We start from the raw sequence: 26,587 nt of genomic DNA on the forward strand, positions 1-26,587 counted from the left end.
ATCGCAACAGTGGTGCCTACCTTCCATATTTCAAATGGACGAAAATCGTCCGCCACGTACAAGTGAAGGGCGCGGCGTCTCCTGACGACCCATCCCTGAACGAGTACTGGCAAGGACGCCGCCGGAAGAAGACGCCACCGCCAATGGACAAGGTAAGCCTGTCCCTGGCGTACAAGCAGAAGGGGCTGTGCCCGCTCTGCAATCAGGCGCTCATCGCTGGGGCCGAGTACGAACCGGACAGTCCACGCGAGTGGATCAACTGGTTCGCGGCGTCGAAGAAGATGCTGAACAAGCATCACTTCGTCTACCGGCGAGAAGGCGGCTCCGACGAGAGAACCAACCTTCGTCTCGTGCACTCCGCATGCCATCGACAGCTACATGCTCAAGACGGCAAGCGGGCCAACTGAAGAAATGCGCTGGCCCATGGGGCGAGCTTGAGCCGTGTGCATTGAAAGGTGCACGCACGGTTCTGAGGGGGCCGGGATGCAGTAATGCATCCCGGCTACCCGACCTGTACCCGGACACAGGCCAGCAGAGGGCGTTGGCGAGGGCGTTCGGGTGCGCCCGTGTCGTGTTCAACGACGCGGTGCGTGCCCGCGAGGACGCCCGCAAGGCCCAGCGGCCGTTCCCGAAGATCGGCGAGCTGTCCACACGGCTGATTACCGAGGCGAAGCGGACGGTGGAGCGGTCCTGGCTGGGCGAGGTTTCCGCGGTCGTTCTCCAGCAGTCCCTGCGCGACGTCGAGACTGCGTACCGCAACTTCTTCGCCTCCCTCAAGGGCACCCGCAAGGGCCCCAGGACCGGCCCGCCCCGCTTCAAGTCTCGCAAGGACAAGCGGCAGTCGATCCGGTTCACGGCCAACGCCCGCTGGTCAGTCACCGAGAAGGGGCGCCTGAACCTGCCGAAGATCGGCGCGGTGAAGGTGAAGTGGTCCCGCACCCTGCCCACCACGCCCTCCTCCGTCACCGTCGTCAAGGACGCGGCCGGCAGGTTCTTCGCCTCCTTCGTCATCGACACCGACCCCGCCGCAGACGCGACCCGGATGCCCGACACCGACCGCACCATCGGCATCGATCTCGGTCTCACCCACTTCGCCGTCCTCTCCGACGGCACGAAGATCGACTCCCCGCGGTTTCTGCGCCGCGCGGAGAAGAAGCTGAAGAAGGCCCAGCGGGAACTGTCCCGCAAACAGAAGGGATCCAGGAACCGCGAGAAGGCCCGCCGCAAGGTTGCCCGCGCCCACGCCAAGGTCACCGACGCCCGCCACGAGTTCCACCACCAGCTCTCCACCAGGCTGATCTCCGAGAACCAAGGGATCGCCGTGGAGGACTTGTCGGTGGCGGGACTGGCACGGACCCGCCTGGCCAAGTCCGTGCACGACGCCGGCTGGGCCTCATTCGTGAACATGCTGGAGTACAAAGCAGAACGGTACGGCCGGACCCTGGTGAAGATCGGCCGGTTCGAGCCGACCTCTCAGACCTGCTCCACCTGCGGCGTCAAGGACGGACCCAAACCCCTCAACGTCCGGGAATGGACCTGCGCCGCCTGCGGCAGCGTCCACGACCGGGACCACAATGCCGCGATCAACGTGAAGACGGCCGCCGGACTGGCGGTATCAGCCTGCGGAGCGCCGGTAAGACCAGGAGCGATCCCGGCACAGCGCGAAGAAACAGGAAGCCACGGACTCCTGACCCAAGCCCGTGCCGCGTAGCGGCACGGCAACGGAATGGAAGGCCAGAATCCTCGGGCTTCAGCCCAAGGAGCAAGTCAAGTGCTGGACGACGAGACGGCCTCGCTAATCACGCCCGTGTCGAAGCTCCCCGACTGCCGCAAGCGAGGCGTCGAAGAGACGGGTACCTCTGGGGATAAAAGCCGTATTCGGGCATATCCTGGGGAGTGACATCTGCGTGCGTCGACCAGAAGAAGGTGAGAGCGATGCGCGTACTGCTCAAGGTCCAGATGGACACGGAGAAGGCCAACGAGGCCATCCGGAACGGCACTCTGGCGAAACTGATCCAGGAGTCGGTGGAACAGATCAAGCCCGAAGCGGCCTACTTCACCGCCGAGGACGGCAGGCGCACCGCCTACATGGTCTTCGACATGCAGGACAGCTCGCAGATGCCGGTGATCAGTGAGCCGTTCTTCCTCAACCTGGGCGCCAAGATCACCTACACCCCGGTGATGAACATGGAGGACGTGCAGAAGGGCCTCTCCCAGCTGGGGCGCTGACCCTCAGCCGGAATGCCGGTCTTGGGTGAAAAGGCCCGTCCTCGACCGGAATGCCGGTCCTCAGCCCTGGAGCCGACCCTCAGCTGAAGACGATCATTGACCCCTGAGCCAGACTCCGTGTCGCCGCCGCGTGCAGCCCCAGCCAGACGTGGCGCTCACGGGCGAAGGGGCTCGGGTCGTAGGGAGCCGGTACCGCGGGCTCCTCCAACTCCGTGGGCGAGAGGGGTGGTTCGGGGGCAGCCGGAGGGTTGGCCGGATCGATGCCGATGCTCTGGGCCACGAGCTCCAGTTCCCGCAGCAGGGTCTGGGAGGAGCCCAGAGGGCCGCCGCCCGCGAGGAGTTCGTCGTTGGCGAGGGGGTGCGGGAAGTCGACGGGGACATACGCGCCCGCGTGGTCGTAGTGCCAGACCAGGTGCGACTGCTGGGCCGTCGTCTCGAACATCTCCAGCAACTGCTCGTAGTCGCCGCCCAACTCGTCCACCGGCGTCACCGGCAGTCCGCAGACCTGGAGCAGATAGACGCGGCGCAGGAAGTGCAGCGCGTCGTAGTCGAAGCCGGCCACCGGGGCGACGTCTCCGGACAGGCCCGGCATGTACTGGTACACCGGCACCGGCGGCAACCCGGCCTCGGCGAGCACCTTGTTGTATTGCGCGAGTTCCTCGGCGAACGGGTTGTCCGGGGTGTGGCACAACACGTCGACGAGCGGCACCAGCCACAGGTCACAGGCCAAAAGACAGCTCCTCGCTTACTCGCGGCGCACAGTTGTGGTCGCACGGTGGTGGACCAAGGTGGTGGTCCCACGGTGGTGGTCGCACGTGGTCAAGGCAGGGTAATCGGTGCGGCACCCGGTCGGCTTCCCCCCGCGCGATTCCCGACCTGTCCCGCCCCGCTCGGTTCGTGCAGGACCCATACCCGTACTCGCCCCGCTCACCCGGCCGTCGGCGCCTGCCTGGCAAATTTTCGCCTGCCCGGAGCGGTCAGGTCGATCAGGTCCATCGGGCCGATCCCGCCGATCCTGCCGATCCTGCCGAGCCGGCCCATCAGGTCAGACAGGCGGTCAGGTCCATCGGGCCGGTCCGGCCGGTCGGCCGGTCAGGCCGACCCCAGACGCTCGATCAGCGCCAGGGCGTGAGCGTTGTGCGTGGCGAGGATCGTCCGGGTGGCCGCGAGGTCACGGTGGGCGAGGGCGTCCACCAACTCGGTGTGCCCGGCCCACAGTCGGCCGCGCAGATCGGTCAGCGCCCGCAGGTGCTGCACGGTGCACACCCAGGCCTGCACGCGGAGCCGGTTCAGGAAGTCGGCGAGATAGGGGTTGCCGAACAGGGCGCTCAGCTCGCGCCAGAAGCGCAGGTCGTAACCGATCAGGATGGTGAGGTCACCGAGGCCCGCCGCCCGCTTCGCCTCCTCGCCCCGCCGCCGTATCCCTGCCACGAGCGCCGCGGTCCGGGGGTCGTCGAGATTTCGTTCCTCCCCGTGACCGTTGTCCAGCGCCTGGAACATCCCGTCGATGATCAGGCTGCGGGCCTCGATCATCCCGCGGAAGTCGTCGACGGTGTACGAGGGCACCCGGAAGCCCCGGTGCTGGTCGGCTTCGAGGAGTCCCTGCGCGGAGAGGTCGACCAGCGCCTCGCGCACCGGTGTCGCGGAGACGCCGTACTGCTCGGCGATCTCCTTCACCGTGAACTCCTGCCCTGCCTGCAGTCGCCCGCCCAGCACCTCGTCTCGAAGCGCGTCGGCTATCTGCTGCCGCAGGGTGCTGCGGGTCACAGCGCCGGTGCCGCTATTGGGCATGGTCAGGGCGTCTCTCTCGTCGGGGTCGGGTGCGGCACTCGTACATGTCTACGAACACGCCACCTTACGCGTTCGAGGCGCCCCGGTACCTGCTGCCTACACCTTGGTGGGTTGCATCCGGGCCGTGCCGCCTGCCCCTTGACGGGTCGCACGGGGACCACAACCCACCCCTCGGTGGGTTGCGTGAACCGGACCTACTCCTCGGTGTACTCGTCCGCCACGGCCAGCGCGGCGTCCAGCGCGGCCAGCCCGTCCTTGAGTTCCGCCTCACTCGCGGTGCACGGCGGCACCACATGCGTCCTGTTCATGTTGATGAACGGCCACAGCCCCTGCTTCTTCGCGGCGGCCCCGAACGCGGCCATCGCCGCGTTCTTCTCGCCCGCCGCGTTGTACGGCACCAGCGGCTCCCGGGTCTCCCGGTTCCGCACCAACTCCACGGCCCAGAACATCCCGACGCCCCGCACCTCGCCCACCGACGGATGCCGCCCGGCCAGCTCCCGCAGCGCGGGCCCGACCACGTCCGCCCCGAGCCGGGCGGCGTTCTCGACGATCCCCTCCTCCGCCATGACGGTGATCGTCGCGACCGCCGCCGCACACGCCAGCGGATGCCCCGAGTACGTCAGCCCGCCCGGGTACGGCCGCTTCGCGAAGGTCTCCGCGATCGCCCCGGAGATCGCGACCCCGCCGAGCGGCACGTATCCGGAGTTCACGCCCTTGGCGAAGGTCATCAGGTCGGGCACGACGTCGAACAGGTCCGCCGCGAACCACTCACCGGTCCGCCCGAACCCGGCCATGACCTCGTCCAGCACGAAGACGATCCCGTACCTGTCGCAGATCTCCCGGACGCCGGCGAGATAGCCGGGCGGCGGAACCATGATCCCGGCCGTCCCCGGGATCGTCTCCAGGATGATCGCGGCGATCGTCCCCGGCCCCTCGAAGGCGATCGTCGTCTCCAGGTGCTCCAACGCCCGCGCGCACTCCTGCTCCTCGGTCTCGGCGTAGAAGCGGGAGCGGTAGAGGTAGGGCGCCCAGAAGTGCACGACTCCGGCCGCGGCGCTGTCCGACGCCCAGCGGCGCGGGTCACCGGTGATGTTCACGGCCTGCTGCGTACCGCCGTGGTACGACCGGTACGTCGACAGCACCTTCGTACGGCCGGTGTGCAGCCGCGCCATCCGGACGGCGTGCTCCACGGCGTCGGCCCCGCCGTTGGTGAAGAAGATCTTGTCCAGGTCCCCGGGCGTCCGCCCGGCGATCAGCCGCGCCGCCTCCGAGCGCGCCTCGATGGCGAACCCGGGCGCGAAGGTGGTCAGGCTCGCGGCCTGCTCCTGTATCGCGGCGACGACCTTCGGGTGCTGGTAGCCGATGTTCGTGTGGACGAGGCCGCTGGAGAAGTCGAGGTACCGCTTGCCGTCGTAGTCCCAGAAGTACGACCCCTCGGCGCCGGCGACGGCGAGCGGGTCGATGAGCTCCTGCGCGGACCAGGAGTGGAACACATGCGCACGGTCCGCGGCCTTCACGGCGGCGCCGACCGCGGGGTCTGGCAGAGGAGTCATGCGCCCGAGGGTAGATGTCCGCGCTGCGGAAACGGTATCGGCGTCCAGGCCGAGGATGGGAGGTTTCCGCGACAGGTACGACAGACAGGTAGTCCGATCGACATCGCCGTGGGACGGCCGCGGCGATGTCGATTCGACAACCTGTCGCGTGGGCCCTTCCTGTTACGGAACCGTCGACAGAGCCCAGCTCACAGCGCGGTGGGGCCGCACTATCCTCGGTCTGTTGCTCACGTGCGGGGCGGGGAAGGCGGCGCAACGATGGAGAGTCTGGGACCCGGGGATCCACAACGGATCGGCGCGTACCGGCTGTTGGCGCGGCTCGGCGCCGGCGGGATGGGGCAGGTGTTTCTGGCCCGGTCCGACCGGGGGCGCACGGTCGCCGTGAAGCTGGTGCGGGAGGAACTGGCCGCGCAGGAAGAGTTCCGGGCCCGCTTCCGGCAGGAGGTGCAGGCCGCGCGGAAGGTCGGCGGGTACTGGACGGCGCCCGTGCTGGACGCGGACACCGAGGCCGCGGTGCCCTGGGTCGCCACCGGGTACGTCGCCGGGCCCAGCCTTCAGCAGATCGTCGGCCATGACCACGGGGCGCTGCCGGAGCGTTCGGTACGCATCCTGGGGGCGGGGCTGGCGCACGCGCTGGGGGACATCCACGCGGCCGGGATCGTCCACCGCGACCTCAAGCCGTCCAACGTGCTGATCACGATCGACGGCCCCCGGGTCATCGACTTCGGCATCGCGCGGGCCCTGGAGACGGTGACGGACGGCGGCCTCACCCGCACCGGCGCCCTCGTCGGCTCACCGGGCTTCATGGCGCCGGAACAGGTGCGCGGGGACCGGATCACCCAGGCCTGCGACGTCTTCTGTCTCGGCTCGATCCTCGTCTACGCCGCCACCGGCAAGCTCCCCTTCGGCACGGCCAACAGCGGCGTCCACGCCCTGATGTTCCGCATCGCCCAGGAAGAACCCGACCTCACCGGCGTCCCCGAGGGCATCGCCGACCTCGTCCGCGTCTGCCTGAAGAAGGACCCGGCCGCCCGCCCGACCCTGGCCCACGTCCTGGAACGCACGGGCGCGGAGGACACGGTCTCCGGGGGGCGTGCGCTCGACCCGTGGCTGCCGGGCGCGCTGGTGGCCCAGTTGGGGCGGCACGCGGTGCGGTTGCTGGAGACGGAGAATCCGGAGGGGACGAGGGCCGGGGCGGGGGCCTCGGCGGGGTCGGGTGCGGTCCCGGCGAATGAGGGTGCGGGTCCGGCGGGGTCGGGTGCGGGCCCGGCGGGTGCGGGTGCCGGTGCGGGTGCGGCTCCGGCTGTGGGGGGCTTTGGAGGGCCGGGGGTCGGTCCCGCCGGCACCGCTGGCACCGCCGCTCCGACGGGCCCCGCTCCCGTCCCACCGGGGTCTTCAGCAGGGCACCCGCCCGCCCCCTCGCACGGGTCGTCGGTGGGGCACCCTCCTGTCGTCTCACCCGGGTCGTCGCCGGCGCACCCGCCCGCCGCCCCACCCGGGCCTGCGGCGGGCGGCACTCCCGCGACCTCGCCCGCTGCTCCGACGGGTCCCGCGCCCGTACCAGCCGGGCCTTCCGCGGGCCACCCACCCGCCACCTGGCCCGAGCACTCGCCCACCAGTGACGAGTCCGCCCTCGCCGAGCCTCCGGGCCCGCCCGTGCACGGGCAACTCGGCAGCGGGGCCCGGATGGCTCACCTGCCCACCATCGTCGCAGGCCAGGCCGGTCACACGCCCCCGCCGGGAACTCCAGGACACCCGACAGCCCCACCCTCTGCCCCCGGCGATGCCCCCGTCCACCCCGCCGACGGCTACCCGCAACAGCATCCGCAGCCCTCGGCGTACGCCCACCCCCGGCAACCCGGAGCCGGCGCCCCCGGAACCTGGTCGGCGACGCCAGGCCCCGCCCCGGACTCCACACCGCCGTACGGCCAGTACGACTCGCAGGGCCTGCCCAGCCAGTACGGCCAGTTCGGCGGCCTGGGGCAGACCCCGCCCTACGGGCCGCCGCCCATCGCGCCCACGCCGCCCCACGGCCCCGCCAACCCCCAGGACCCTGGGATGAAGTCCCGCTCCACCGTCGCACTCGTCGTCGTCGCACTGGTCGTCGCGCTCGCCGCCGGCGGCTCGGTGTACGAGCTGCTCAACCGTGGTGATGACGATCAGGCGGGCGGTGGTACCTCCACCCCCTCGGCGACCGCTCCGGCCACACCCGATCAGAGCGCCCCGCGGCAGCAGCCGTCCCCCGCCCCCTCGCAGCCGAGCCGGCCGAGCCGGTCGAACCAGTCGACCCCCTCCGAGTCGCCGTCGGACGGTGTGATCCCGGCCGACCTTCTCGGCACCTGGACCGCCACGCTCACGAACGCCGACGGTCTGCACACCCGCGAACTGACTCTTCAGCAGGGGTCGGTGGGCGACACGGTCCTGTCACTCGTCGCCGACGGCCCCACCGCGAACGGCGCCTACCATTGCGTCTTCCAGGCGGATCTGGACCAAGCACCGGACGAGGACGGCACATTGGGCATCGGCCCGTCCAGAGTCACCAGCGGCGAGCCACGCTCCACCTGCGCCCCGGGAGCGCCGACCGCGATCATGCTGCTCCCGGACGGAACCCTCCAGCGCACGGACTCCGGAACCGACAAAACGCTGACGTACACCCGCCAATGACCGCACCGGCCACGTGCCGAACGCCGATCGGCTCTCGGGGGCGGTGCGCGACGGCTGAGAGGGGCGGCCGGTGGGCTCAATTCAGCGTCGCGTAGACGATGAGGTTGTTCACCGGGTGCCCCAGGGCGTCGAAGTCGCCATCGCAGGTGATCAGCCGCAGGGCGCGGCCCTGGGTGGGGCCGTAGACCTTCTGGGTGGGGAAGGCCTTCTTGCTGACGCTCTCGGTGCCCGTGACGGTGAAGTGCGCCGCCCCTCCTTGCGCGTCGGTGACGGTGATGTCCGCACCGTTGGTGATCTTGTGGAGGTCGTGGAAGACGGCCTTGCCATAGCGGGTGTCGTTGTGGCCGATGATGACGGCGGCACCGGGCTCACCGGGCACGGAACCGCCGGTGTACCAGCCGGCGGTCATGCCCTTCTCGGCCGGGGGAACCTCGACTGTGCCGTCCGCGTTGAGACCGAGCTCCATCAGGGGGCTGGTGACCCCGATCGAAGGGATGGCCACCTCGGCGGGAGCCGCGGGCCGCTCGGTCCGCGCGCCGGCGCGTGACGGGGCGGCGGAGGGCGAGGCGGCGGAGGCGACGGCGACCGGGCCGGCAGCCTTGTCGGGGGCGGCGGACGAGCAGCCGGCGAGCACGGTGAGGGCCAGGGGCACGCCAAGGGTGAGCCGGGCGAGGGCCGGCAGCGTGCCGAATCGCCGTACCGGAGGGTGTGCAGGGGACACGACGGACTCCAGAGCAGGGGTGGGTGCAACACGCGGTGGCGCCGCCCGACGGAGGGACGGCGCCACAGATGTGTCTGGTCGGACGGGGGCGGGTGGGCCGGTCGGACGGGTCCGGTGTCCGTTGTCCGGTCGGCCGGTCGGCCGGCCGGCCGGTCGGCCGGTGGGACGGTCGGCCGACCGGCCGGTGGGACGGGGCCGGTGGGACGGTGGGCCGACCGGCCGGTGGGACGGGGCCGGTGGGACGGTGGGCCGGATCAGGCCTCGCGTCGGCCGGCGGCGCGGCGGCGTACCACGAAGGTGGCGGCGCCCGCGAGCAGCACCGCACCGGCGGCCGAACCGGCGAGAGCGGTGGTGTCCGAACCGCTGCCCCCGGCCACGGCCTCACCCGCGGCGACTCCGCCGCGCGGCATCTCCTTGGCGGCCTGGGCCTTCCGGGCCTCGGCGACCGCCGCCGCCTTCTTCTGCTTCTGCGCCTCGTCCTCCTTCATCTTCCTGGCGAGCTCCGCCTTCCTCTTGGCCGCGTCCGAGTCGTCGGTCCCCGCAGTGGCCGTCGGGGCCGGGGCGGCGGCGAGGGCCGCGGTGGCCGGGGCGAGCAGGGCGCCGGCCGTGACGGCGGTCAGCAAGGCGAAACGCAGGGTGAGACGGCGGGGCATGCGAGACATGTGTGGCTCCAGTTCCGGCCCGGCCTCGGTGGCCGCGGGCATGCCCGAAGACTTGCCGCTCCTTGTGAAGAACCTGTCAGAGCGCCATGGTCATCGCATCAGGGCCGGCCAGGGCCGGCAGCCGCAGGGTGAAGACCGTGCCCACTCCCTCGGTGCTCACCACGGCAGCCGTGCCGCCGTGCGCCTCGGCGAGTTTGAGGACGATCGCCAGGCCGAGGCCGCTGCCGCCGGTGCTGCGGTTGCGGGACTTCTCCGCCCGCCAGAAGCGGTCGAACACGTGCGGGAGGTCGTCCGCCGCGATGCCGCTGCCGGTGTCGGCCACCTCCACGGCCACCTCGTCCCCGGCGTCGGTGACGTACGAGCGCAGTGTCACCCGGCCTCCGGGCGGTGTGTGGCGTACCGCGTTGGACAGCAGGTTGCTGACGGCCTGCCGCAACCGGACCGGGTCGGCCTCCGTCAGAGGCGCAGAGGAGCCGGACGCCGGTACGACCCGCACGGTGACGCCCGCCGTCTCGGCCGGCCCCTGGTGCGCCGCGGCGACCTGGCCCAGCAGGTCGTCCACCCGGACCGGCTCCAGGTGCAGGCGCAGCGCGCCCGCGTCGGCCGCCCCCAGGTCCTGCAGATCGTTGATGAGGTGCTGGAGCTGTAGCGCCTCGTCGTGGAGCGAGGAGAGGAACGCCGGGTCCGGCTCGGCGAGACCGTCCTGCGCGGCCTCCAGCCAGCCTCGGATGTTGCTCAGCGGGGTACGCAGCTCGTGGGCGACGTCGCTGACCATCACCTTGCGCTGCTCCTCCAGCCGGATGCGGTGCGCGGCCATGTCGTTGAAGGCCGCCGCCAGCCTGCCGATCTCGTTGTCCGTGCCGACCGGCACGGGCGCCGTATCCAGGCCGTCCCGCATCCGCTGGGCGGCGCCGGTGAGCGCGTGCAGCGGGCGTACGAGCCGGGCTCCGGCGATCACCGAGGCGCCGACAGTGAGGGTGAGGACCAGGGCCGTGACACCGGCGATGCGTGCGGTGTTGGCCGGGGAGAGGTCGAAACCGGGCACGCTGACCGCGCCGGGGCCGTCGATGAACAGCAGGGCGGGCGTGGCGACGTACGCCGTGAGCTGCTCGCGGCGGGCACTGCCGACACACGCGGCCACGGCCCGGTCGTACCCGCTGTCGCGGACCTTCGTCGCGCCGTGCGCCGTGCCGTCGTCCGGGACGGCTGCCACGGCCGCTCTCCGGTCCTCGGCCACTTTCCGCTTGAGCGCCTCCTCCTCGTCGGAGCTCTCGGTGATGCGGGTGTCGGGCACGGGGACCGGCGCCGACGAGCCGGCGTCGCTGCCGTCCTGCCCGGATCCCCGCGCCCAGGACAGGCCCAGGTTCAGTTTCACGCCCGTGCGGCCCTGCCGCTTCAGACAGGCGTCGGCGAGCAGCTCGAGCGCGCGCAGGGCCTTCTGCTCGGTCGCGGTGGCCTCGGTGGCCCCGCCCACCGCCAGACACTTCAGCTCCAGGAGGCGGTCGGTGGCGTCGCTCACGAACTGGATGCGGGGCCGGCCGCTCGGGCTCTGGACGACGTCCGCGGCGATACCCCCGGCGGCGAGGCACTCCACGCCCCGGGCGGTGGCCCTGTGCAGGGCCGCACGTTCCTTCGCAGGCAGCAGGAACGGCCCCACGGCCCGTGGATCGACGCGGTCCGCGCCGACCGGAACGGCGTCGGGCACCAGTACCGTATCGACCGACAGCGGGTCGACGACCGCCGACGCCTGCGAAGGCAGGGAGGCGGTGGACGAGGCGGACGGGGTGTCGTCGGCGGAGTCGAGGAGCGGTCGCCGGTCCTCGGTGGTCAGCACGATCCGGCGGTCGGACTGCCGGGCCAGTTCCCGCACGGTGGCGCCGACGCCGTTCCAGTCGGGATGGCCGGCCGCGTACCCCAGCAGGGTGTTGTAGATCTTCGCGTCGGCGCTGAGGTTCTGCCCCTGCTCCTGGCGGATCGCGACGGACGTCGTCTGCACGGCGAGCCAGGCGGTGGCGGCGACCGAGCACGAGGCCACCAGCGCCGACACGGTCAGCAGTCGCCCGAGCAGGCTCTTGCGGAGCGGCAGTCGCTGCCGCTCGGCACGTTCGGCCTGCCGGTCACGCCGGTCACGCAGGCCGCGCCGGTCACGATCGTCGCGCTGGTCGCGCTCGTTACGACGACGCACGACGTGCGCCCTTCGCCGGATCGGTCAGCTTGTAGCCGACGCCGAAGACGGTGAGCAGCCGGACCGGCCGCCGCGGGGCCCGCTCGATCTTCTTGCGCAGATTCATGACGTGCACATCGACGGTGCGGCTGCTGATGTACTTGTCGAAGCCGTGCAGCTCCGCCAGGAGTTGCTGCCGGGTGAAGACCCGGTCGGCCTCCGCCGCCATCGCGGTGAGGATGCGGAACTCGCCGGGCGTGCACTCGACCGGTCTCCCGCCGACCGACACCTCGTGCCGGACCGGATCCACCCGGAGCGTGCCGACCGACAACACGTCGTCCTCCAGGGGCACGGGCACGGGGGCCGGTACGGGCGTGGGTGCGGCAGAACGTCTGTTGCGGCGCAGCAGGGTACGGATCCGGGCCACCAGCTCACGTGGGCTGAACGGCTTGGTCATGTAGTCGTCGGCGCCCAGATCCAGGCCCAGCAGCAGATCGTCCTCGGTGCTGCGGGCCGTCAGCATCAGCACCGGTACCTCACGGGACTCGGCGCGCAGGATCCGCACCACGTCGAGGCCGTCGGCCCGGGGCATCATCACGTCGAGTACCAGCAGTTCGGGTTCCCGGTGCCGCACCTCCTCGAGAGCCGCACGGCCGTCCTCGACGACCGTGACCGCGTGTCCCTCGTGCTCCAGGTAACGGCGCACCAGTTCTGCCTGCTTCGTGTCGTCTTCCGCGACCAGGATGTTTGCGCACACGCCGAGGATGGTAAGGGAGTGCGGCACCGGGGGATGGTGGTAAGTCGCTTTGTCCTTAAGGGAGTTCGTCGGGCAGGACGCCGACCGTGGCGTGGGGGGCTCGTCACACGAAAGCCATGCTCCATCGTGCGGTGCAGTGCGGTGCAGTGCGGTGCGGTGCGGTGCGCTGCCGGTGGCGCTTCCTCACGTGGCCGGATGATGCCTGACCCGCGCTCAACCTGCGGAACACCGACGAGACGAGGGGTGACAGACGAGGGGTGACAGACGAGGGGTGACAGACGATAGGTGACACCGGTCGTCGACGGCCCGGGACCTTCCCTCACCTGGGCTCAGGTGGCCGCTGCCGAGGCATGTTCGGGCGGGTGCCGGTCCCCGGCGGCAACGGAAACCGCCCCTGCCCCCCCGACCCCGACTCCTGCCGCTGCCCCACGATCCCCACTGTGTGGATCCCCATCGGCGCTGCCCCCGCCCGGAACTCCACCATCCAGTCCGCCGTCTCAGCCCGTACCAACTCGGTGACGTCCTCCGAGAACCGACGCAGCACCCCGAGGCACCGGTCCGCCGCCTCGCAGGCCGTTCCGTCCGCCGGCCCCAGAACCTCCCGCACACTCGCCGACGCCCAGTCGAACTGCAGCGCCTGGAGCCGCCGCTGCACGGCCTGTGCCGTGGCCACGTCCCTTATCCACCCGGACGTCACACCGAAGAACCGGTCCCCGGCCACACACGCCACGCCCAGCAGCAGCGCCAGATACCCCCAGGGCGCGACCCCGCCCATCACCCCCGTCATGTCCAGCAACGGCAACGCGGCCCCCGCCACCGCCCCACCCGCGGCACCCACCCGCAGCACCCGCGCCCCCCGCCGCTTCCACACCCGGTCCGCGAGATACCAGGCCGCGGTCTCCAGCGCCCCGCGCTCCACCCACTGGTACAGCTCGTCCAGCCGCTCCGCCGGCTCGCCCCAGTCGCCGAGCGGAAACGCCCGCCCGGTCAGATCGCCCGGCCGCAGCCCGGCCGCCCCCTCGCCCCGCCCGTCCTGAGGCGGACCCTCGGGCTGCATCTCCGGCTGACCCACCCGGCACTCCCTACCTGATCCCGACCGCCTGATCCCGACCGATCACGCTGTGTGACCACATGTGTGCCCACGCGCAACTCTTACTACCTCCCAATGGGTGGCGAAGGTCCGGGTTTCGTCACTTTTCCGCCCGGAAGTAGGCCTTGATCAGGTATACGACTCACCAGCCCACTCACTCGAAAGAGTGCTGGAGCGACGGCCGCACAGACCACGTAGGCTCGTGTTTGAACGGGAAAAGCGTCCCGGAGAAGGAGCTGATCGTGATCCCCGGTGGTGGCCAGCCCAACATGCAGCAGCTGCTGCAGCAGGCCCAGAAGATGCAGCAGGACCTGGCGAACGCGCAGGAGGAACTGGCGCGGACCGAGGTCGAGGGCCAGTCCGGCGGCGGCCTGGTGAAGGCGACCGTCACCGGCGCCGGCGAGCTGCGCGCGCTGAAGATCGACCCGAAGGCGGTGGACCCGGAGGACACCGAGACCCTCGCCGACCTCGTCGTCGCGGCGGTCCAGGCGGCCAACGAGAACGCGCAGAACCTCCAGCAGCAGAAGCTCGGCCCGCTGGCCCAGGGACTGGGCGGCGGCACCGGAATTCCGGGCCTGCCGTTCTGATCCGCCGTAAACCGTGGCCTGGCCTGCCTATCTAAGAAGGGCACCGGCCAACTACCGTACGGACAGCAGGAAACCTCAGGAAGGACGGGCAGTCCGTTGTACGAAGGCGTGGTCCAGGACCTCATCGACGAGCTCGGGCGGCTGCCCGGCGTCGGTCCCAAGAGCGCGCAGCGGATCGCCTTCCACATCCTGCAGGCGGAACCGACGGACGTACGGCGGCTCGCGCAGTGCCTGATGGAGGTCAAGGCGAAGGTTCGCTTCTGCGCGACCTGCGGCAACGTGGCACAGGAGGAGTTGTGCACCATCTGCCGTGACCCACGCCGCGACCTGTCGGTGATCTGCGTGGTGGAGGAGCCGAAGGACGTGGTCGCCGTCGAGCGCACCCGTGAGTTCCGCGGCAAATACCACGTCCTGGGCGGCGCGATCAGCCCGATCGAGGGGGTGGGCCCGGACGACCTGCGGATCAGGGAACTCCTGGCGCGCCTGGCCGACGGCGTGGTCACCGAGCTGATCCTCGCCACGGACCCGAACCTCGAAGGCGAGGCGACGGCCACGTACCTTGCCCGCATGATCAAGCCCATGGGCCTCAGGGTCACCCGCCTGGCCAGCGGCCTCCCGGTGGGTGGTGACCTGGAATACGCGGACGAGGTGACCCTCGGCCGCGCCTTCGAGGGGAGACGACTCCTAGATGTCTGACGCCACGCTGCACGCGACGGCCCAGGATCCCGACGACTTCGCGGTCCAGATCGCGGACCAGGTGGGGAGCTTCCTGGTGGCCGTCACCGAGGTCGCAAAGGGCGACGAGCCGGACTCGGCCGTGCCCTTCCTCCTCCTGGAGGTCTCCCAACTGCTCCTGGCCGGCGGCCGCCTGGGCGCGCACGAGGACATCCTCCCCGACGAGCGCTACGAGCCCGACCTGGGCCCGGAGCAGGACGTGGACGATCTCCGCGAGAACCTCGCCCGGCTCCTGGAGCCGATCGACGTCTACTCGGAGGTCTTCGACCCTTACGAGCCCCGCAAGGCCCCGGTCCCCGCCCGGATCTCGGACGACCTCACCGGCGTCATCACCGACCTCCGCCACGGCATGGCCCACTACCGCGCCGGCCGCACCACGGAGGCCATGTGGTGGTGGCAGTTCTCCTACTTCTCCAACTGGGGCTCCACAGCCTCGGCGGCCCTGCGCGCGCTCCAGTCCGTCGTGGCGCACGTGAGGCTGAACCAGCCCCTGGCGGAACTCGACGGCCTCGACACGGACCAGGACGTGGGCGACGAGACCCTGGAGTTCGAGGCCGGCCGCGTGATGGCGCAGGAGATCGGGGGGCCGCTGGGGGTGCGGCCGGGGAAGTAGCCCTTCGCGGGGACGGCGCGGGCGATGCGGAGGGCCGGGCTTGGCTGGTCGCCGGCTTCACATGGCGTTGTTGTCCATGCCGACGAACAGGTTCGCGATACGCCACTTGCTGTCGGCTTTCCGCAGCGTGATCGTGTAGAAGCCGGTCGTGATCACGTTCGAGGTCCCGCCCGCGTTGGACGTCAGCATCAGGTAGGCCCACACCACTGCCGTGTCGGCGTCCGCACGGTGGAAAACGACGTTGATCAGGTGGTGCCTTCGCTGCTCGGTCTGCGCTTCCGTCGCATCTCGCACCAGGTCGAGAATCGCCGCGCGTCCGACGAACGGGCCTTGCTCGGCCTCACCGGCGATCCTGACCGTCCAGATGGCGTCTTCGGTCAGGACGTTCTCCAAAGCCACCAGATCTCCGTGATCCAGAGCGAAGGCGTAGCGCGCCAGCGTCTGCTGGACGGCGAGCTGCTCCGCAGGGTCGAGATCCACCTCCCCCGCAGGCGTTGTGTTGAGGTGGCTGCTTCCCCAGCCGAAAGCCGCAGTCGTCGTCATGTCAAACCTTCGCTCTGCTCGGTTGTCGGGTGAAGGACCGGGTGCGCACAGCGGTTGCGCACAGCGGGTGCGCACAGCGGGTGCGCACAGCGGCTGCCGCTGCCGCAGCCGCTGCGTCGGTGAACCGGCTGGTTTCCTAAGCGACCGTGAGCACGATCTTGCCCTGGATGTGTCCTCGGGCGGCGCGTTCGTGGGCGGCGCGGGCGTCCGCGAGGGAAAACGTGCTGTCGATCGCGACGCGGACCGTCCCCGCGTCGAGCAGGCGTCCCAGTTCGGCGAGCTGCGCGCCGTTCGAGCGGACCTGTGCGATCGAGACCGTGACGTCCAGCTTCGAGGTCTCCTCATCGTCGAATTCGGCAGGGAACACCGGGAAGAGGGCGCCGCCGCGCTTGAGCGTACGCAGGAAGAGCTTGCTGTCGGGGCCGCCGACGGTGTCGAGAACGAGGTCGACGTCGTGCACGAGTTCCTCAGGACGACTCTTGGTGTAGTCGATGAACTCGTCGGCGCCGAGCTCGTTCAGGAACGATTCGTGTGCGCCCGAAGCCACCGCGATGACGCGTGCGCCCTTCCATTTCGCCAGCTGCAGCGCGAAGTGCCCCACGCCGCCCGCGGCGCCGTTGACGAGCACCGTCGTGTCGGCGTCGAGTGCCGTCGGGCGGTGCCGTGCCTCCTGGAAGGGCGAGGGGCGATCGTGTCCGACCTCGATCAGGAACTGCCACGCCGTGAGCCCGGCCATGGGCGCCCCGGCGGCGTGCACATGGTCGATGCCAGCCGGCTTGCGTGCGAGATGCGAGGCGGGCGCGGCCACGTACTCGGCATACGCCCTGCCGTCGAAGCTGGGAAAACGCAGCAGACCGAAGACCTCATCGCCGACGGAGAAGTCCTCCACATCCGAGGCGACGGCCTCGACGACGCCCGATACGTCCGTCCCCGGGATCACCGGCAGGCTGACCGTCGCATCCGGCTCCCCAGGCATGGTGGTGTACCCGTCGCGCAGGTACCAGTCCGGAGGATTGACGCCGACCGCGTGCACGCGGACGAGCACCTCACCCGGCCCCGGCTCGGGAATCGGCACCTCTTCGTCACGCAGAACCTCTGGGCCGCCGTGCTCATGCAGCCGGATCGCCCTCATCGTGTGTATCGGCATCATTTTCTCCTGTCCGCACCGCGGGATAGGCTTATTCGGATCAGCGATCCACATAACTGGACCACTGATCCGAATATATGGACCACTGATCCGGATAGTCAAGAGGGGCAGATGCGGGCCGACGCCAGGAAGAACCGTGACCACCTGCTCGCAGTGGCGGGCGCCGCCATCACCGAGCAGGGCGTGGACGTATCGCTGCGCGACATCGCGCGCAGGGCCGACGTCGGGCTCGCGACGCTGCTGCGTCACTTCCCGACGCGCGAGGCGCTGCTCGTGGCCCTGCTCCACACGAGCTTCGACGAACTGACAACAAAGGCGGGCGAGTTCGAGACGTCGAACTCGCCCGAAGCCGCTCTCGTTTCGTGGCTACGGGACTGCGTCGCGTGGACAACCGAGTATCGGGGCGTGACCGTGCTGATGGCAGCCGCCATCGAGGACACCGAGTCCGCGCTCCACGCTTCGTGCGTCATCCTGCGCGCGGCCGGTGCGCGGCTCCTCGCCCGTGCCCAGGCCGCGGGCGTGGCGCGGACCGACATCGATGGCACCGATCTGTTCGCGCTGATTGCGGCGCTCGCATGGCTCGGCGACCAACCCTCGCTCGCCGCACGCGCCGATCACCTCTTCGACGTTGTCGCGAGCGCGATCCTGACGAATCCGGCGAGCGCCGACACCGGGGGGACGCGGCCCCCGGTCCCGACCCGTAGCTGAAATCGTCGCGCACGCGGACGGCGGACTCGGCCGCGCGCTCGGCAAGGCGCGGTCCCTCCGCGCGCAGGGTCTCCGTCCCGCTGAGGCAGTCCACTGCCTCGAAGCCGCGTTCGCCACCCGCATCCACGTCCGTGACACCAAGGCCCCCACGGGCCCCGAAGTCCGTCGTCCCGCCCCTGCCCTTCCCGTCCCACCCCATGGCCAAGAGGGGCTACGGAAAACGCACTCGGGCTCGCTCTGGTATCCGGCCCGCGAGTCCTTGCCGATCACTCCGCCCGGGGGCATTGCGGCGGCGACCGAGAGCCATCGAGTCCGGCGTTCTCGCCGCGCTTGTTCTCGTCCGGCTACGCCAGGTGGCATGCAGCGTTGAGCGTTCAAGCGGTCAGCCCACGGGCGCGGTGGCGAAGCGGTGCCAGTTCGCGGCTACGAAGCTGGTCTGCTTGAGCAGCCGGGCCGGTTCGGACGGGGCAGGCCAGAACTGCAGCAGATACCGGTCATCGGTCTGAGGCTCGTCGTCCTCCCGGACGTTCTTGCTGTGGCCGTCTGCCATACCGGTGGCGGAGTACCGCACGCGGTAGTCGCGCACCTCCAGTCCCAACTCCCACGAGCTTTGCCCGTTCCACTGCACCAGCCGCGTCTCCTCCGACGCCGGCCGGAAGGGGACCTCGACGATCTCCTCCCACGTCTCGTCCAGCGCGGGCGGGCTGTCATGCAGTTCGGCGGTGAAGCCGACGCCGCCGATGCGCAGACCGGTCAGGAGCATCAGCGCCCCGCCCGTCCCGCCCCCGCAGAGCCCGACACCCTCTTGCCCGGTGAAGGCATCGTGCAGGTCGCAGACGTCCGCGTCGTCCCTGCTCTCCACAAAGATCTGGCCGTAGTCAACCAGTACCTCTTCGCTGACCAGCACCTTCATCGATCCCACCCTCGTTTCGGCCGACTTGGTTACTGATACTGCCAGTCGGCACTGACAACGGGGGCGGCGGCGGGGAGGGATTCGACTGGGGCCCCGTTCGGGCTTCTCTCGGCGATCCTCCCTTTTTCGCCCCCTTTTCCCGCCCCCCTCGGTGAGCCCAGGTCATGCGCTGAGGGTGCCGAGCCGGTCGAGCGCGGCGGCGCTCGGGCTGCCTGGTTCCGCGGTGTACATCACCAGCCGCACGTCGGTGCCGGGCAGCAGCAGGGTCTGGCAGTCCAGGTCGAGTCCGGTGAACACCGTGGATCCGATGCCGTTGGTCGGTCCGTTCCTGGCCGAGGCACAACGGTCCGGCGTGCGTCGCGTGGTGCTGCTCGGCTCCGCCATCGTGCTGCCGAACGCTCCCGGCGCGCTGGAGCTGGCCGAGTGGGTGCGGGCCCGGCCCGGGTGGGTCGTGCTGCGCGCTTCCGGGTTCATGCAGAACTTCCTTCGCCCGCACCCGCTCGGCGAGCGGATCCGGGAACACGGCGAGATCCGCACCGCCGCCGGTGCCGGCCGGCTGGGCTGGATCGACGCGCGGGATATCGCCGCCGCCGCCTCCGCCCTGCTGACCGACCCCGCCGTCGATGCCGGCGGCCAGCGTGACTACCTGCTCACCGGGCCGAAGGCGTTGAGCTACGGGGACGCGGCGGCGATCATCACCGACCGCACCGGTCGGCCGATCCGGATGCTGCACATCGGGGCCGACGAACTGGCGGGCACCTACCGGGCCGCCGGAATGCCGGGCGGGTTCGCCGCCGCCCTCGCCGCCGTGGAAGACGGCATCAAGGCCGGCCGGGAAGATCTGGTCAGCACCGCGGTGCTGGACCTCACCGGCCGCCCACCCCGCCCCTTCGCCGAGTTCGTCCAGGACCACGCCACCGAGTGGGCGAACGTCGGCCTGCCCGAGCGCTGACCGGCGCCCGCCGGCTCTTCGAGCGCTGAACCGGCCCATCGCCCCGGGGCGGCGGGCGTTTCGCCCTCGGGGCCGGTTCGCCCTCGGGGTGCGCGGCCTGGACGCTGCGGCTTGAAGCACGACCGGCCACCGTCAACGACCGGCCACCGTCCGCCGTCGGCGACCGCGGCGTGGCGACCGCGGCACGGCCGGCGTCCGCTCAGATCTGGACGGCGGCGCCCGAGACCTCGATCCCGCTGCCCGCCTCGCGCGGCACCGTCACCGTGATGGTGCTCGGCCGTCCCATGTCCGCTCCCTGATGGATCGTCACCGTCGCTGGCAGCGGTACGAGTTCCAGCTCGCGCAGGTATCCCCCGAACGCGGCGGCCGAGGCGCCGGTCGCCGGGTCCTCGACGACACCGCCGGGCGGGAAGGGGTTGCGGGCGTGGAACACGGTCGGTGCCTCCCGCCAGACCAGGTCGACGGTGGTCCAGTCCTCGCGGGTCATGAGCGCGGACAGTGCGGTCATGTCGTAGGCCAGGTCGGCCAGTCGGCCACGGCTGGTGGCCGCGATCACCGGGTGCCAGGCGCCGGCGTAGGCCACGCGTGGTGGCAGCGCGGGGTCGAGGTCGTCGGGGGTCCAGCGGAGGGCCGCCAGCAGTTCGGCCAGGTCGGCTTCGGCGAGGGGGAGCGATCGGGGTGGCACGCTCACCAGGGAGGCTGTCATGGAGCCGTCATCGGCCTGGGCGGTGGAGACGGTGACCTCGCCTGCCCTTGTCCGCAGCCGCAGGGGCCCGACGCCGTGACGCTGGGCGTGGGCGACCGCTGTCGCGATGGTGGCGTGGCCGCAGAAGGTCACCTCGGCGAGCGGGCTGAAGTACCGGATGTCCAGGGACCCGTCGTCGCACGGAACGACGAACGCCGTCTCGGAGTAACCCACTTCCGCCGCCGTCTTCAGCATCGTGGCGTCGTCGATTCCGGTGGCGTCGAGCACCACACCCGCCGGGTTGCCGCCCGCGGGGTCGGTGGTGAAGGCCACGTAACGCAAAACGTCCATCGGCAGACCGTATCCAAGATACGCGCGCTTGCCAGGGCTGATGGTGTAACGCCTGTCGACGCCGCCCAGGGCGTCATGACCGCTGTCGGCATGACCGCCGTCGCCGGCATGACCGCCGTCGCCGGCATGAGCATCGCCGGCATGAGCGTCGCCGGCATGAGCGTCGCCGGTATGGGGGCCGCCGGTATGGGGCCGCCGGTATGGGGCCGTATCGCTGGGGGTCGACGTCAGCCTGCTGCCGGGCCGGAGGGCGAGCGCCGCGTAGTCGTATCGCCATGCACCGCACCTCGGACGCCGTAAGGGCGCCGGCCTGTGACGCTTGGCACTTTTCCGGAGGCCTCCGGATGGGCATGCGCTGACCTGGGTGGCCTGGTCTCAGCATGCGATACCGCGGAGGCGTATTTCGGGCGCTCGATAGACTGAGCCGACCGCAGTGCATACACGTATGTCTGGACTGCGGAAACAGAGACTGAAGTGAGCGAGGAGCGCACGTGGGCCTTGTCGTGCAGAAGTACGGAGGCTCCTCCGTAGCCGATGCCGAGGGCATCAAGCGCGTCGCCAAGCGGATCGTGGAAGCGAAGAAGAACGGCCACCAGGTGGTCGTGGTCGTTTCCGCGATGGGCGACACGACGGACGAGCTGATCGATCTCGCCGAGCAGGTGTCTCCGATGCCTGCCGGGCGTGAGTTCGACATGCTGCTGACCGCCGGAGAGCGTATCTCCATGGCCCTGCTGGCCATGGCGATCAAGAACCTGGGCCACGAGGCCCAGTCGTTCACCGGCAGCCAGGCAGGTGTCATCACCGACTCGGTCCACAACAAAGCGCGGATCATCGACGTCACGCCGGGCCGCATCAGGACGGCTCTCGACGAGGGCAACATCGCCATCGTCGCCGGCTTCCAGGGCGTCAGCCAGGACAAGAAGGACATCACCACGCTCGGGCGTGGTGGTTCCGACACCACGGCCGTCGCGCTCGCGGCCGCCCTCGACGCCGAGGTGTGCGAGATCTACACCGACGTCGACGGCGTGTTCACTGCCGACCCGCGCGTGGTGAAGAAGGCGAAGAAGATCGACTGGATCGCCTTCGAGGACATGCTGGAGCTCGCCGCCTCCGGGTCGAAGGTGCTGCTTCACCGGTGCGTGGAGTACGCGCGCCGCTACAACATCCCGATCCACGTCCGTTCGTCCTTCAGCGGGCTGCGGGGCACGTGGGTCAGCAGTGAGCCGATCGAGCAAGGGGACCAGAAGGTGGAGCAGGCCATCATCTCCGGTGTCGCGCACGACACCTCCGAGGCCAAGATCACCGTCGTCGGCGTGCCGGACAAGCCGGGCGAGGCCGCCACGATCTTCCGTGCGATCTCCGACGCCGAGATCAACATCGACATGATCGTGCAGAACGTGTCCGCCGCGTCCACCGGACTGACGGACATCTCCTTCACGCTGCCGAAGACCGAGGGCCGTAAGGCCATCGACGCCCTGGAGCGGAACAAGGGCGGCATCGGCTTCGAATCGCTGCGTTACGACGACCAGATCGGCAAGATCTCCCTGGTCGGCGCCGGGATGAAGACCAACCCGGGCGTCACGGCCTCCTTCTTCGAGGCGCTGAGCGACGCGGGCGTGAACATCGAGCTGATCTCGACCTCCGAGATCCGTATCTCGGTGGTCACCCGTGCCGACGACGTGACCGAGGCCGTCCGCGCGGTCCACTCCGCGTTCGGGCTCGACTCCGACAGCGACGAGGCCGTCGTCTACGGGGGCACAGGCCGCTGATGACGGGTACGGGGGCGGGAGCAGGGGTCGGACGCGGACGACCGACGCTCGCCGTCGTGGGGGCGACCGGAGCCGTCGGCACGGTGATGCTCCAGATCCTGTCCCAGCACGCGGACATCTGGGGCGAGATCCGACTGATCGCCTCACCGCGCTCGGCCGGCCGCAAGCTGGCCGTGCGCGGCGAGCAGGTCGAGGTGGTGGCGCTCACCGAGGAGGCCTTCGACGGGGTCGACGTCGCGATGTTCGACGTACCCGACGAGGTCGCCGCCCAGTGGGCGCCGGTCGCCACCGCCAAGGGCGCGGTGGTGGTGGACAACTCGGGCGCCTTCCGGATGGACCCGGACGTGCCCCTGGTCGTGCCCGAGGTCAATCCGCACGCGGCCCGGATGCGGCCGCGCGGGATCATCGCCAACCCCAACTGCACGACCCTCTCCATGATCGTGGCCCTGGGCGCGCTGCACGCCGAGTTCGGGCTGCGTGAGCTGGTCGTCTCCTCCTACCAGGCGGTGAGCGGCGCCGGGCGCGCCGGGGTGGAGACGTTGCGGCAGCAGTTGTCCCTGGTGGCCGGTACCGAGCTGGGGACCAGCCCCGGTGACGTACGGCGGGCCGTCGGCGACAACACCGGGCCGTTCCCGGAGCCGGTGGCGCTGAACGTCGTACCGTGGGCCGGGTCGCTCCGGGAGGACGGCTGGTCGTCGGAGGAGATGAAGGTGCGGGGCGAGTCCCGCAAGATCCTCGGGCTGCCGAAGCTGCCGGTCGCGGTGACCTGCGTACGGGTGCCGGTCGTGACCACGCACTCCCTCACGGTCCACGCCCGCTTCGAGGGCGAGGTCACCGTCGACAAGGCGCGGGAGATCCTCGCCACCGCCCCCGGAGTGGTCCTCTTCGACAATCCGGCGGCGGGGGAGTTCCCGACGCCCGCCGACGTCGTGGGTACGGATCCGACCTGGGTGGGCCGGGTCCGCCGGGCGCTCGACGACCCGACCGCGCTGGAACTCTTCGTGTGCGGAGACAATCTGCGCAAGGGTTCCGCCCTCAACACCGCGCAGGTCGCGGAACTGGTCGCGGCCGAGTTGCGGTGAGGCTGGGTGTGTTGCGCTGAGGCCGGTCGTGTGTCGGTGAGGGCTGGATGTGTCGCCCTGAGGCCGGTCGTGTGTCGGTGAGGCTGAGTGTGTTGCGCTGAGGCTCGGTGTGCGTCGCGTCTGCCGGTGAGGCTCGGGGTTTTTCGTAGGTTCCGGTCGTGTTCCGGTGGGCTCGGTGCGCTTCGGCGGGCCGGTCGTGTTCCGGTGGGCCGGGGTGTGTCGTGGGTTCCGGTCGTGTTCCGGCAAGCCCGGCGGTGTGCCGCTGGCCGGTCATGTCCGGCGAGGCCGGCTGTGTGCCGCGGGTTCCGGTCGTGTTCCGCTGGGGCGGTCGTGTTCCGGTGAGGTCGGCTGTGTGTCGCTCAGGCCAGTCGTGTGCCGCTGTTTCCGGCCGTGTTTCGCTGTTTCCGGTCGTTTTTCGGTGATGAAAGCGCGTTCCCGAGCGCTTGGGTGTAATGAGCGGAACATGGTGCGGCGAGCGATTGTCGCCGGAAAAGCCCTGGCTGAAACCGCGTATATTTGTAGGATCTGTGTAGAACATAGGTGCGGACGTTGGTCCGGACCACTTGAACCGAGCCTGATCGGCGTTCGAAGATTTGCCTCCCCGTCCTCCGCAACCGCGCGGAGGGCGGGGAGCGTCTTTGCGAACGCCCTTTCAGGGGGCGCGGGGATGCGGTACGGGGCGTGGGGACGCTCCGGTCATTCAGGACACAGGGGAAGAGCGGGTAGGTATGGGCGCGTTTGGCGCACGGTCAGTTGTGCTCCCTGGAAGAAGACGGACGGTCGCGTACAACCCTGACGGGGGGAAGCGTGTCCAACTGGCGTGGCAGAGGTACTCGACTTCATTGCAGCCCCGCGTGGCACGGCTCTCCAGCCGCCCCGTGCGGCGCTACGACCCCGCATGCCCGGCACGTCCGGTGGCATGCCGGTGATCGCGCCCATGCCTGCAGCGCGGCCCGCCCGCATACCGAATCAGCGCGACGGTGCCGAGGATGTGGCGGCGGCCGGGACCACCGTCGACCACCTCACCGAGACCTACCGCGCCCACTACCGCTCACTGCTGGGCCTCGCGGCGCTCCTCCTCGACGACACCGCGTCCTGCGAGGACGTCGTCCAGGAGGCCTTCATCCGCGTCCACTCGGCGCGCAAACGCGTCCGTGACCCGGAGAAGACACTCGCGTACCTGCGCCAGACGGTCGTGAACCTCTCCCGCTCGGCCCTGCGCCGGCGCATCCTCGGACTGAAGCTGCTGTCCAAGCCGATGCCCGACATGGCGAGCGCCGAGGAGGGGGCGTACGACCTGCTGGAGCGTGACTCCCTGATCAAGGCGATGAAGGGCCTGCAGCGCCGCCAGCGCGAGGTCCTGGTCCTGCGCTACTTCGCGGACATGACCGAGGCCCAGTGCGCGGAGACGCTCGGGATATCGCTGGGCTCCGTCAAGGCGTACGGTTCGCGCGGCATCGCCGCCCTGCGGGTCGCCATGGAGGCCCCGGCATGAGCGGTGACGAAGAGGGGCGGCGGCATCTGCGCGTCCCGCACGAGCATGAGCCCTACGCATGGCACGAGCCGGGCGCGGACACGCGCTCGCCGAAGAAATCGCACGCTGGGAACGGAACTGTGAACGACGGCCCCGACGACCAGAGCTCCACGGGGCTCGACTCGGACGAGCTGGCACTGCGCAACCTGCTGCACCAGGCTGTCCAGGAGATCGAGCCGACCGACGGTACCCTCGACCACCTGCGCAAGGCGGTACCCGCGCGACGGGCGCGCAAGCGGCAGGCCGTCGTCGGCATGGCGGCCGCCGCCCTCTTCATCGGGACCGCGATCCCGGCCCTGTGGCACGTCTCCAACTCCACCGGCCTCGGCGTCGACCCCTCCGTCATCGCCGGTCATGGCTCACAGGCGCAGGGCGGGGCGGGCCAGGGCAAGGGCCCGGAAGGCGGCGAGAGCACCGTCGGCAGCTCCTCGGGCAAGACCGAGGACAAGGTCGAGGACAAGGGCGAACAGAAGGAAGGCGAGAAGGGCAAGCCCGCCGGCAGCGCCGCCGGCTCGAGCGGCGACTCCGACAAGCCCTCCACCAGCGCGGCGGGCACCCCGGTGTGCACGGCGGCCGAGATCGGCTCGCCCACCCAGACCGTCAACGCCCCCGACTCCGTCGGCGCGGTCTACGGCACCTTCCGCTTCACCAACGTCTCGGCCATGAGCTGCACGGTCAGCGGCCCGGGCGCGGTCGTTCCGGCGCCGCTGGGCGCGGCCGACGCCACCAAGATCAGCACGGCCCGGCATGCGGCGGGAGACGCGGCGGCCGCACTGCCCGACCCGTCCCTCGAGGTCACCTCACTGCTGCTCAAGCCGGGTTCCTCGTACGAGGTGCAGTTCGCCTGGGTCCCCACGGAGACCTGTCCCACGACCGGCGACAACTCGACCGGCGACCCCGGCAGCCCGTCCTCGTCCCCGAGCCCCACCGAGGACCCCACCGCGGACGTCGGCGGCACCACCACCGCCGGCGACCCGGGCACGGGCACCGGTACGGGTACGGGCACCGGCACCGCCCCCCAACTGGTCACGGAGAGCGGCACGGCCGACGGCAGCGTGACGGTCACCAACACCTCGGAGGGCGGAGCCCCGTCGATCTCGGCGACGGTGTCCAACGCGTGCGCGGGGGTCGTGTACTGGACGGGCGTGCTGGCGGCGGTCTGAACGCCCTGGCGGGGTCGAACGCCCTGGCGAGGCCGAACGGCCTGGCGAGGCCGAACGGCGGGGCGGCGGGGGCCGAACGGCGGGGGCCTGAACGCGTTGCCGGGGGCCTGAACGCGCTGCGGGCTGGACGACCTGGCGGGGGCGCGGGGGCCTGAATGCCCGTGTCGCTCATCG

At 70.5% G+C, this 26,587-nt stretch carries 26 protein-coding genes; 13 read left to right on the top strand and 13 right to left on the bottom strand.

Translation table 11 applies throughout. The annotated features are described in order from the left end of the window. The 3 genes from M2271_RS10130 to M2271_RS10140 all read left to right on the top strand — a co-directional run. A partial coding sequence (locus M2271_RS10130) for an HNH endonuclease (protein WP_280886793.1) occupies positions 1 to 407 on the top strand: 407 nt, incomplete at its 5' end. A 104-nt stretch (positions 408 to 511) separates the two neighbouring features. Then, complete coding sequence (locus M2271_RS10135) at positions 512 to 1,711, top strand: RNA-guided endonuclease TnpB family protein (protein ID WP_280887026.1); 1,200 nt, start codon at positions 512 to 514, stop codon at positions 1,709 to 1,711. A 224-nt stretch (positions 1,712 to 1,935) separates the two neighbouring features. Continuing rightward, positions 1,936 to 2,229: a DUF3303 family protein gene (locus tag M2271_RS10140; protein WP_280886794.1), complete on the top strand. Its 294-nt coding sequence runs from the start codon at positions 1,936 to 1,938 to the stop codon at positions 2,227 to 2,229. A 79-nt stretch (positions 2,230 to 2,308) separates the two neighbouring features. Here the strand turns inward: M2271_RS10140 and M2271_RS10145 are convergent, their stop codons facing one another. The 3 genes from M2271_RS10145 to M2271_RS10155 form a co-directional block, all read right to left on the bottom strand. Further along, positions 2,309 to 2,959: a hypothetical protein gene (locus M2271_RS10145; RefSeq protein WP_280886795.1), complete on the bottom strand. Its 651-nt coding sequence runs from the start codon at positions 2,957 to 2,959 to the stop codon at positions 2,309 to 2,311. A 362-nt stretch (positions 2,960 to 3,321) separates the two neighbouring features. Then, positions 3,322 to 4,020 (bottom strand): GntR family transcriptional regulator, encoded by a 699-nt coding sequence (locus M2271_RS10150; RefSeq protein ID WP_280886796.1) that lies wholly within the window; start codon positions 4,018 to 4,020, stop codon positions 3,322 to 3,324. A 194-nt stretch (positions 4,021 to 4,214) separates the two neighbouring features. Next, positions 4,215 to 5,573, bottom strand: a complete 1,359-nt coding sequence (locus M2271_RS10155) for an aspartate aminotransferase family protein (protein ID WP_280886797.1) — start codon at positions 5,571 to 5,573, stop codon at positions 4,215 to 4,217. 258 nt (positions 5,574 to 5,831) lie between these two features. Between M2271_RS10155 and M2271_RS10160 the strand changes: the two genes are divergently transcribed. After that, the gene (locus tag M2271_RS10160; RefSeq protein WP_280886798.1) at positions 5,832 to 8,237 is read left to right on the top strand and encodes a serine/threonine-protein kinase; all 2,406 of its coding nucleotides are present in this window, start codon (positions 5,832 to 5,834) and stop codon (positions 8,235 to 8,237) included. A 76-nt stretch (positions 8,238 to 8,313) separates the two neighbouring features. Here M2271_RS10160 and M2271_RS10165 read toward each other — a convergent pair whose 3' ends face one another. From M2271_RS10165 to M2271_RS10185, 5 genes are all read right to left on the bottom strand, one after another. Continuing rightward, positions 8,314 to 8,958 carry a class F sortase gene (locus M2271_RS10165; RefSeq protein ID WP_280886799.1) on the bottom strand — a complete coding sequence of 215 codons (645 nt, stop codon included), beginning with the start codon at positions 8,956 to 8,958 and terminating at the stop codon, positions 8,314 to 8,316. Between the two features lie 254 nt (positions 8,959 to 9,212). Next, positions 9,213 to 9,620 carry a sortase-dependent protein gene (locus M2271_RS10170; protein WP_280886800.1) on the bottom strand — a complete coding sequence of 136 codons (408 nt, stop codon included), beginning with the start codon at positions 9,618 to 9,620 and terminating at the stop codon, positions 9,213 to 9,215. A gap of 76 nt (positions 9,621 to 9,696) precedes the next feature. Beyond that, positions 9,697 to 11,754, bottom strand: a complete 2,058-nt coding sequence (locus tag M2271_RS10175) for a HAMP domain-containing sensor histidine kinase (RefSeq protein WP_280887027.1) — start codon at positions 11,752 to 11,754, stop codon at positions 9,697 to 9,699. Positions 11,755 to 11,791: 37 nt separating this feature from the next. Next, on the bottom strand, positions 11,792 to 12,541 hold the full coding sequence (locus M2271_RS10180; RefSeq protein WP_280886801.1) for a response regulator transcription factor: 750 nt from the start codon (positions 12,539 to 12,541) through the stop codon (positions 11,792 to 11,794). A gap of 319 nt (positions 12,542 to 12,860) precedes the next feature. Beyond that, positions 12,861 to 13,613, bottom strand: coding sequence for an SLATT domain-containing protein (locus M2271_RS10185; RefSeq protein WP_280886802.1), 753 nt, complete (start codon positions 13,611 to 13,613; stop codon positions 12,861 to 12,863). Positions 13,614 to 13,873: 260 nt separating this feature from the next. Between M2271_RS10185 and M2271_RS10190 the strand changes: the two genes are divergently transcribed. The 3 genes from M2271_RS10190 to M2271_RS10200 all read left to right on the top strand — a co-directional run bounded on the left by M2271_RS10190 (position 13,874) and on the right by M2271_RS10200 (position 15,566). Further along, positions 13,874 to 14,218 (top strand): YbaB/EbfC family nucleoid-associated protein, encoded by a 345-nt coding sequence (locus tag M2271_RS10190; protein WP_280886803.1) that lies wholly within the window; start codon positions 13,874 to 13,876, stop codon positions 14,216 to 14,218. A 96-nt stretch (positions 14,219 to 14,314) separates the two neighbouring features. Beyond that, positions 14,315 to 14,914 (top strand): recombination mediator RecR, encoded by a 600-nt coding sequence (gene recR / locus M2271_RS10195; RefSeq protein ID WP_280886804.1) that lies wholly within the window; start codon positions 14,315 to 14,317, stop codon positions 14,912 to 14,914. Continuing rightward, positions 14,907 to 15,566 carry a DUF5063 domain-containing protein gene (locus M2271_RS10200; protein WP_280886805.1) on the top strand — a complete coding sequence of 220 codons (660 nt, stop codon included), beginning with the start codon at positions 14,907 to 14,909 and terminating at the stop codon, positions 15,564 to 15,566. Before recR ends, M2271_RS10200 begins: the two co-directional genes overlap by 8 nt. 57 nt (positions 15,567 to 15,623) lie before the next feature. On the opposite strand, the gene M2271_RS10205 is transcribed toward M2271_RS10200, so the two are convergent. Both M2271_RS10205 and M2271_RS10210 read right to left on the bottom strand, forming a co-directional pair. Continuing rightward, entirely contained in the window at positions 15,624 to 16,109 is a 486-nt protein-coding gene (locus M2271_RS10205; RefSeq protein ID WP_280886806.1) for a nuclear transport factor 2 family protein, read from the bottom strand. Between the two features lie 136 nt (positions 16,110 to 16,245). Continuing rightward, positions 16,246 to 17,256 carry an NADP-dependent oxidoreductase gene (locus tag M2271_RS10210; RefSeq protein WP_280886807.1) on the bottom strand — a complete coding sequence of 337 codons (1,011 nt, stop codon included), beginning with the start codon at positions 17,254 to 17,256 and terminating at the stop codon, positions 16,246 to 16,248. Positions 17,257 to 17,367: 111 nt separating this feature from the next. On the opposite strand from M2271_RS10210, the gene M2271_RS10215 reads away from it, so the two are divergent. Continuing rightward, on the top strand, positions 17,368 to 17,964 hold the full coding sequence (locus M2271_RS10215) for a TetR/AcrR family transcriptional regulator (RefSeq protein ID WP_280886808.1): 597 nt from the start codon (positions 17,368 to 17,370) through the stop codon (positions 17,962 to 17,964). Positions 17,965 to 18,346: 382 nt separating this feature from the next. On the opposite strand, the gene M2271_RS10220 is transcribed toward M2271_RS10215, so the two are convergent. After that, positions 18,347 to 18,877, bottom strand: a complete 531-nt coding sequence (locus tag M2271_RS10220) for a hypothetical protein (protein WP_280886809.1) — start codon at positions 18,875 to 18,877, stop codon at positions 18,347 to 18,349. 162 nt (positions 18,878 to 19,039) lie between these two features. Continuing rightward, a complete protein-coding gene (locus tag M2271_RS10225) occupies positions 19,040 to 19,174 on the bottom strand; it encodes a hypothetical protein (protein ID WP_280886810.1) in 135 nt (44 codons plus the stop codon). A 10-nt stretch (positions 19,175 to 19,184) separates the two neighbouring features. On the opposite strand from M2271_RS10225, the gene M2271_RS10230 reads away from it, so the two are divergent. Further along, positions 19,185 to 19,829 (top strand): ergot alkaloid biosynthesis protein, encoded by a 645-nt coding sequence (locus tag M2271_RS10230; protein WP_280886811.1) that lies wholly within the window; start codon positions 19,185 to 19,187, stop codon positions 19,827 to 19,829. 199 nt (positions 19,830 to 20,028) lie between these two features. On the opposite strand, the gene M2271_RS10235 is transcribed toward M2271_RS10230, so the two are convergent. After that, positions 20,029 to 20,865 (bottom strand): PhzF family phenazine biosynthesis isomerase, encoded by an 837-nt coding sequence (locus M2271_RS10235; protein WP_280886812.1) that lies wholly within the window; start codon positions 20,863 to 20,865, stop codon positions 20,029 to 20,031. Between the two features lie 491 nt (positions 20,866 to 21,356). On the opposite strand from M2271_RS10235, the gene M2271_RS10240 reads away from it, so the two are divergent. From M2271_RS10240 to M2271_RS10255, 4 genes are all read left to right on the top strand, one after another. Further along, positions 21,357 to 22,634, top strand: coding sequence for an aspartate kinase (locus tag M2271_RS10240; RefSeq protein WP_280886813.1), 1,278 nt, complete (start codon positions 21,357 to 21,359; stop codon positions 22,632 to 22,634). Continuing rightward, positions 22,634 to 23,716, top strand: a complete 1,083-nt coding sequence (locus M2271_RS10245) for an aspartate-semialdehyde dehydrogenase (RefSeq protein ID WP_280886814.1) — start codon at positions 22,634 to 22,636, stop codon at positions 23,714 to 23,716. The genes M2271_RS10240 and M2271_RS10245 overlap by 1 nt, the downstream gene beginning before the upstream one ends. A gap of 919 nt (positions 23,717 to 24,635) precedes the next feature. Further along, positions 24,636 to 25,211, top strand: a complete 576-nt coding sequence (locus M2271_RS10250; RefSeq protein WP_280887028.1) for a SigE family RNA polymerase sigma factor — start codon at positions 24,636 to 24,638, stop codon at positions 25,209 to 25,211. After that, the gene (locus tag M2271_RS10255) at positions 25,208 to 26,413 is read left to right on the top strand and encodes a hypothetical protein (protein WP_348539156.1); all 1,206 of its coding nucleotides are present in this window, start codon (positions 25,208 to 25,210) and stop codon (positions 26,411 to 26,413) included. Before M2271_RS10250 ends, M2271_RS10255 begins: the two co-directional genes overlap by 4 nt. The last annotated feature ends 174 nt before the right edge of the window (positions 26,414 to 26,587 follow it).

This window comes from Streptomyces sp. LBL (assembly GCF_029893585.1).
GTDB lineage: Bacteria > Actinomycetota > Actinomycetes > Streptomycetales > Streptomycetaceae > Streptomyces.

Excerpts from the sequence above, each read along its gene's own strand:
- M2271_RS10140 (WP_280886794.1), top strand. The coding sequence starts at position 1,936 with ATGCGCGTACTGCTCAAGGTCCAGATGGACACGGAGAAGGCCAACGAG.
- M2271_RS10150 (WP_280886796.1), bottom strand. The coding sequence starts at position 4,020 with ATGCCCAATAGCGGCACCGGCGCTGTGACCCGCAGCACCCTGCGGCAG.
- M2271_RS10155 (WP_280886797.1), bottom strand. The coding sequence starts at position 5,573 with ATGACTCCTCTGCCAGACCCCGCGGTCGGCGCCGCCGTGAAGGCCGCG.
- M2271_RS10160 (WP_280886798.1), top strand. The coding sequence starts at position 5,832 with ATGGAGAGTCTGGGACCCGGGGATCCACAACGGATCGGCGCGTACCGG.
- M2271_RS10170 (WP_280886800.1), bottom strand. The coding sequence starts at position 9,620 with ATGTCTCGCATGCCCCGCCGTCTCACCCTGCGTTTCGCCTTGCTGACC.
- M2271_RS10200 (WP_280886805.1), top strand. The coding sequence starts at position 14,907 with ATGTCTGACGCCACGCTGCACGCGACGGCCCAGGATCCCGACGACTTC.
- M2271_RS10205 (WP_280886806.1), bottom strand. The coding sequence starts at position 16,109 with ATGACGACGACTGCGGCTTTCGGCTGGGGAAGCAGCCACCTCAACACA.
- M2271_RS10210 (WP_280886807.1), bottom strand. The coding sequence starts at position 17,256 with ATGCCGATACACACGATGAGGGCGATCCGGCTGCATGAGCACGGCGGC.
- M2271_RS10215 (WP_280886808.1), top strand. The coding sequence starts at position 17,368 with ATGCGGGCCGACGCCAGGAAGAACCGTGACCACCTGCTCGCAGTGGCG.
- M2271_RS10220 (WP_280886809.1), bottom strand. The coding sequence starts at position 18,877 with ATGAAGGTGCTGGTCAGCGAAGAGGTACTGGTTGACTACGGCCAGATC.
- M2271_RS10230 (WP_280886811.1), top strand. The coding sequence starts at position 19,185 with ATGCCGTTGGTCGGTCCGTTCCTGGCCGAGGCACAACGGTCCGGCGTG.
- M2271_RS10235 (WP_280886812.1), bottom strand. The coding sequence starts at position 20,865 with ATGGACGTTTTGCGTTACGTGGCCTTCACCACCGACCCCGCGGGCGGC.
- M2271_RS10245 (WP_280886814.1), top strand. The coding sequence starts at position 22,634 with ATGACGGGTACGGGGGCGGGAGCAGGGGTCGGACGCGGACGACCGACG.
- M2271_RS10250 (WP_280887028.1), top strand. The coding sequence starts at position 24,636 with ATGCCGGTGATCGCGCCCATGCCTGCAGCGCGGCCCGCCCGCATACCG.
- M2271_RS10255 (WP_348539156.1), top strand. The coding sequence starts at position 25,208 with ATGAGCGGTGACGAAGAGGGGCGGCGGCATCTGCGCGTCCCGCACGAG.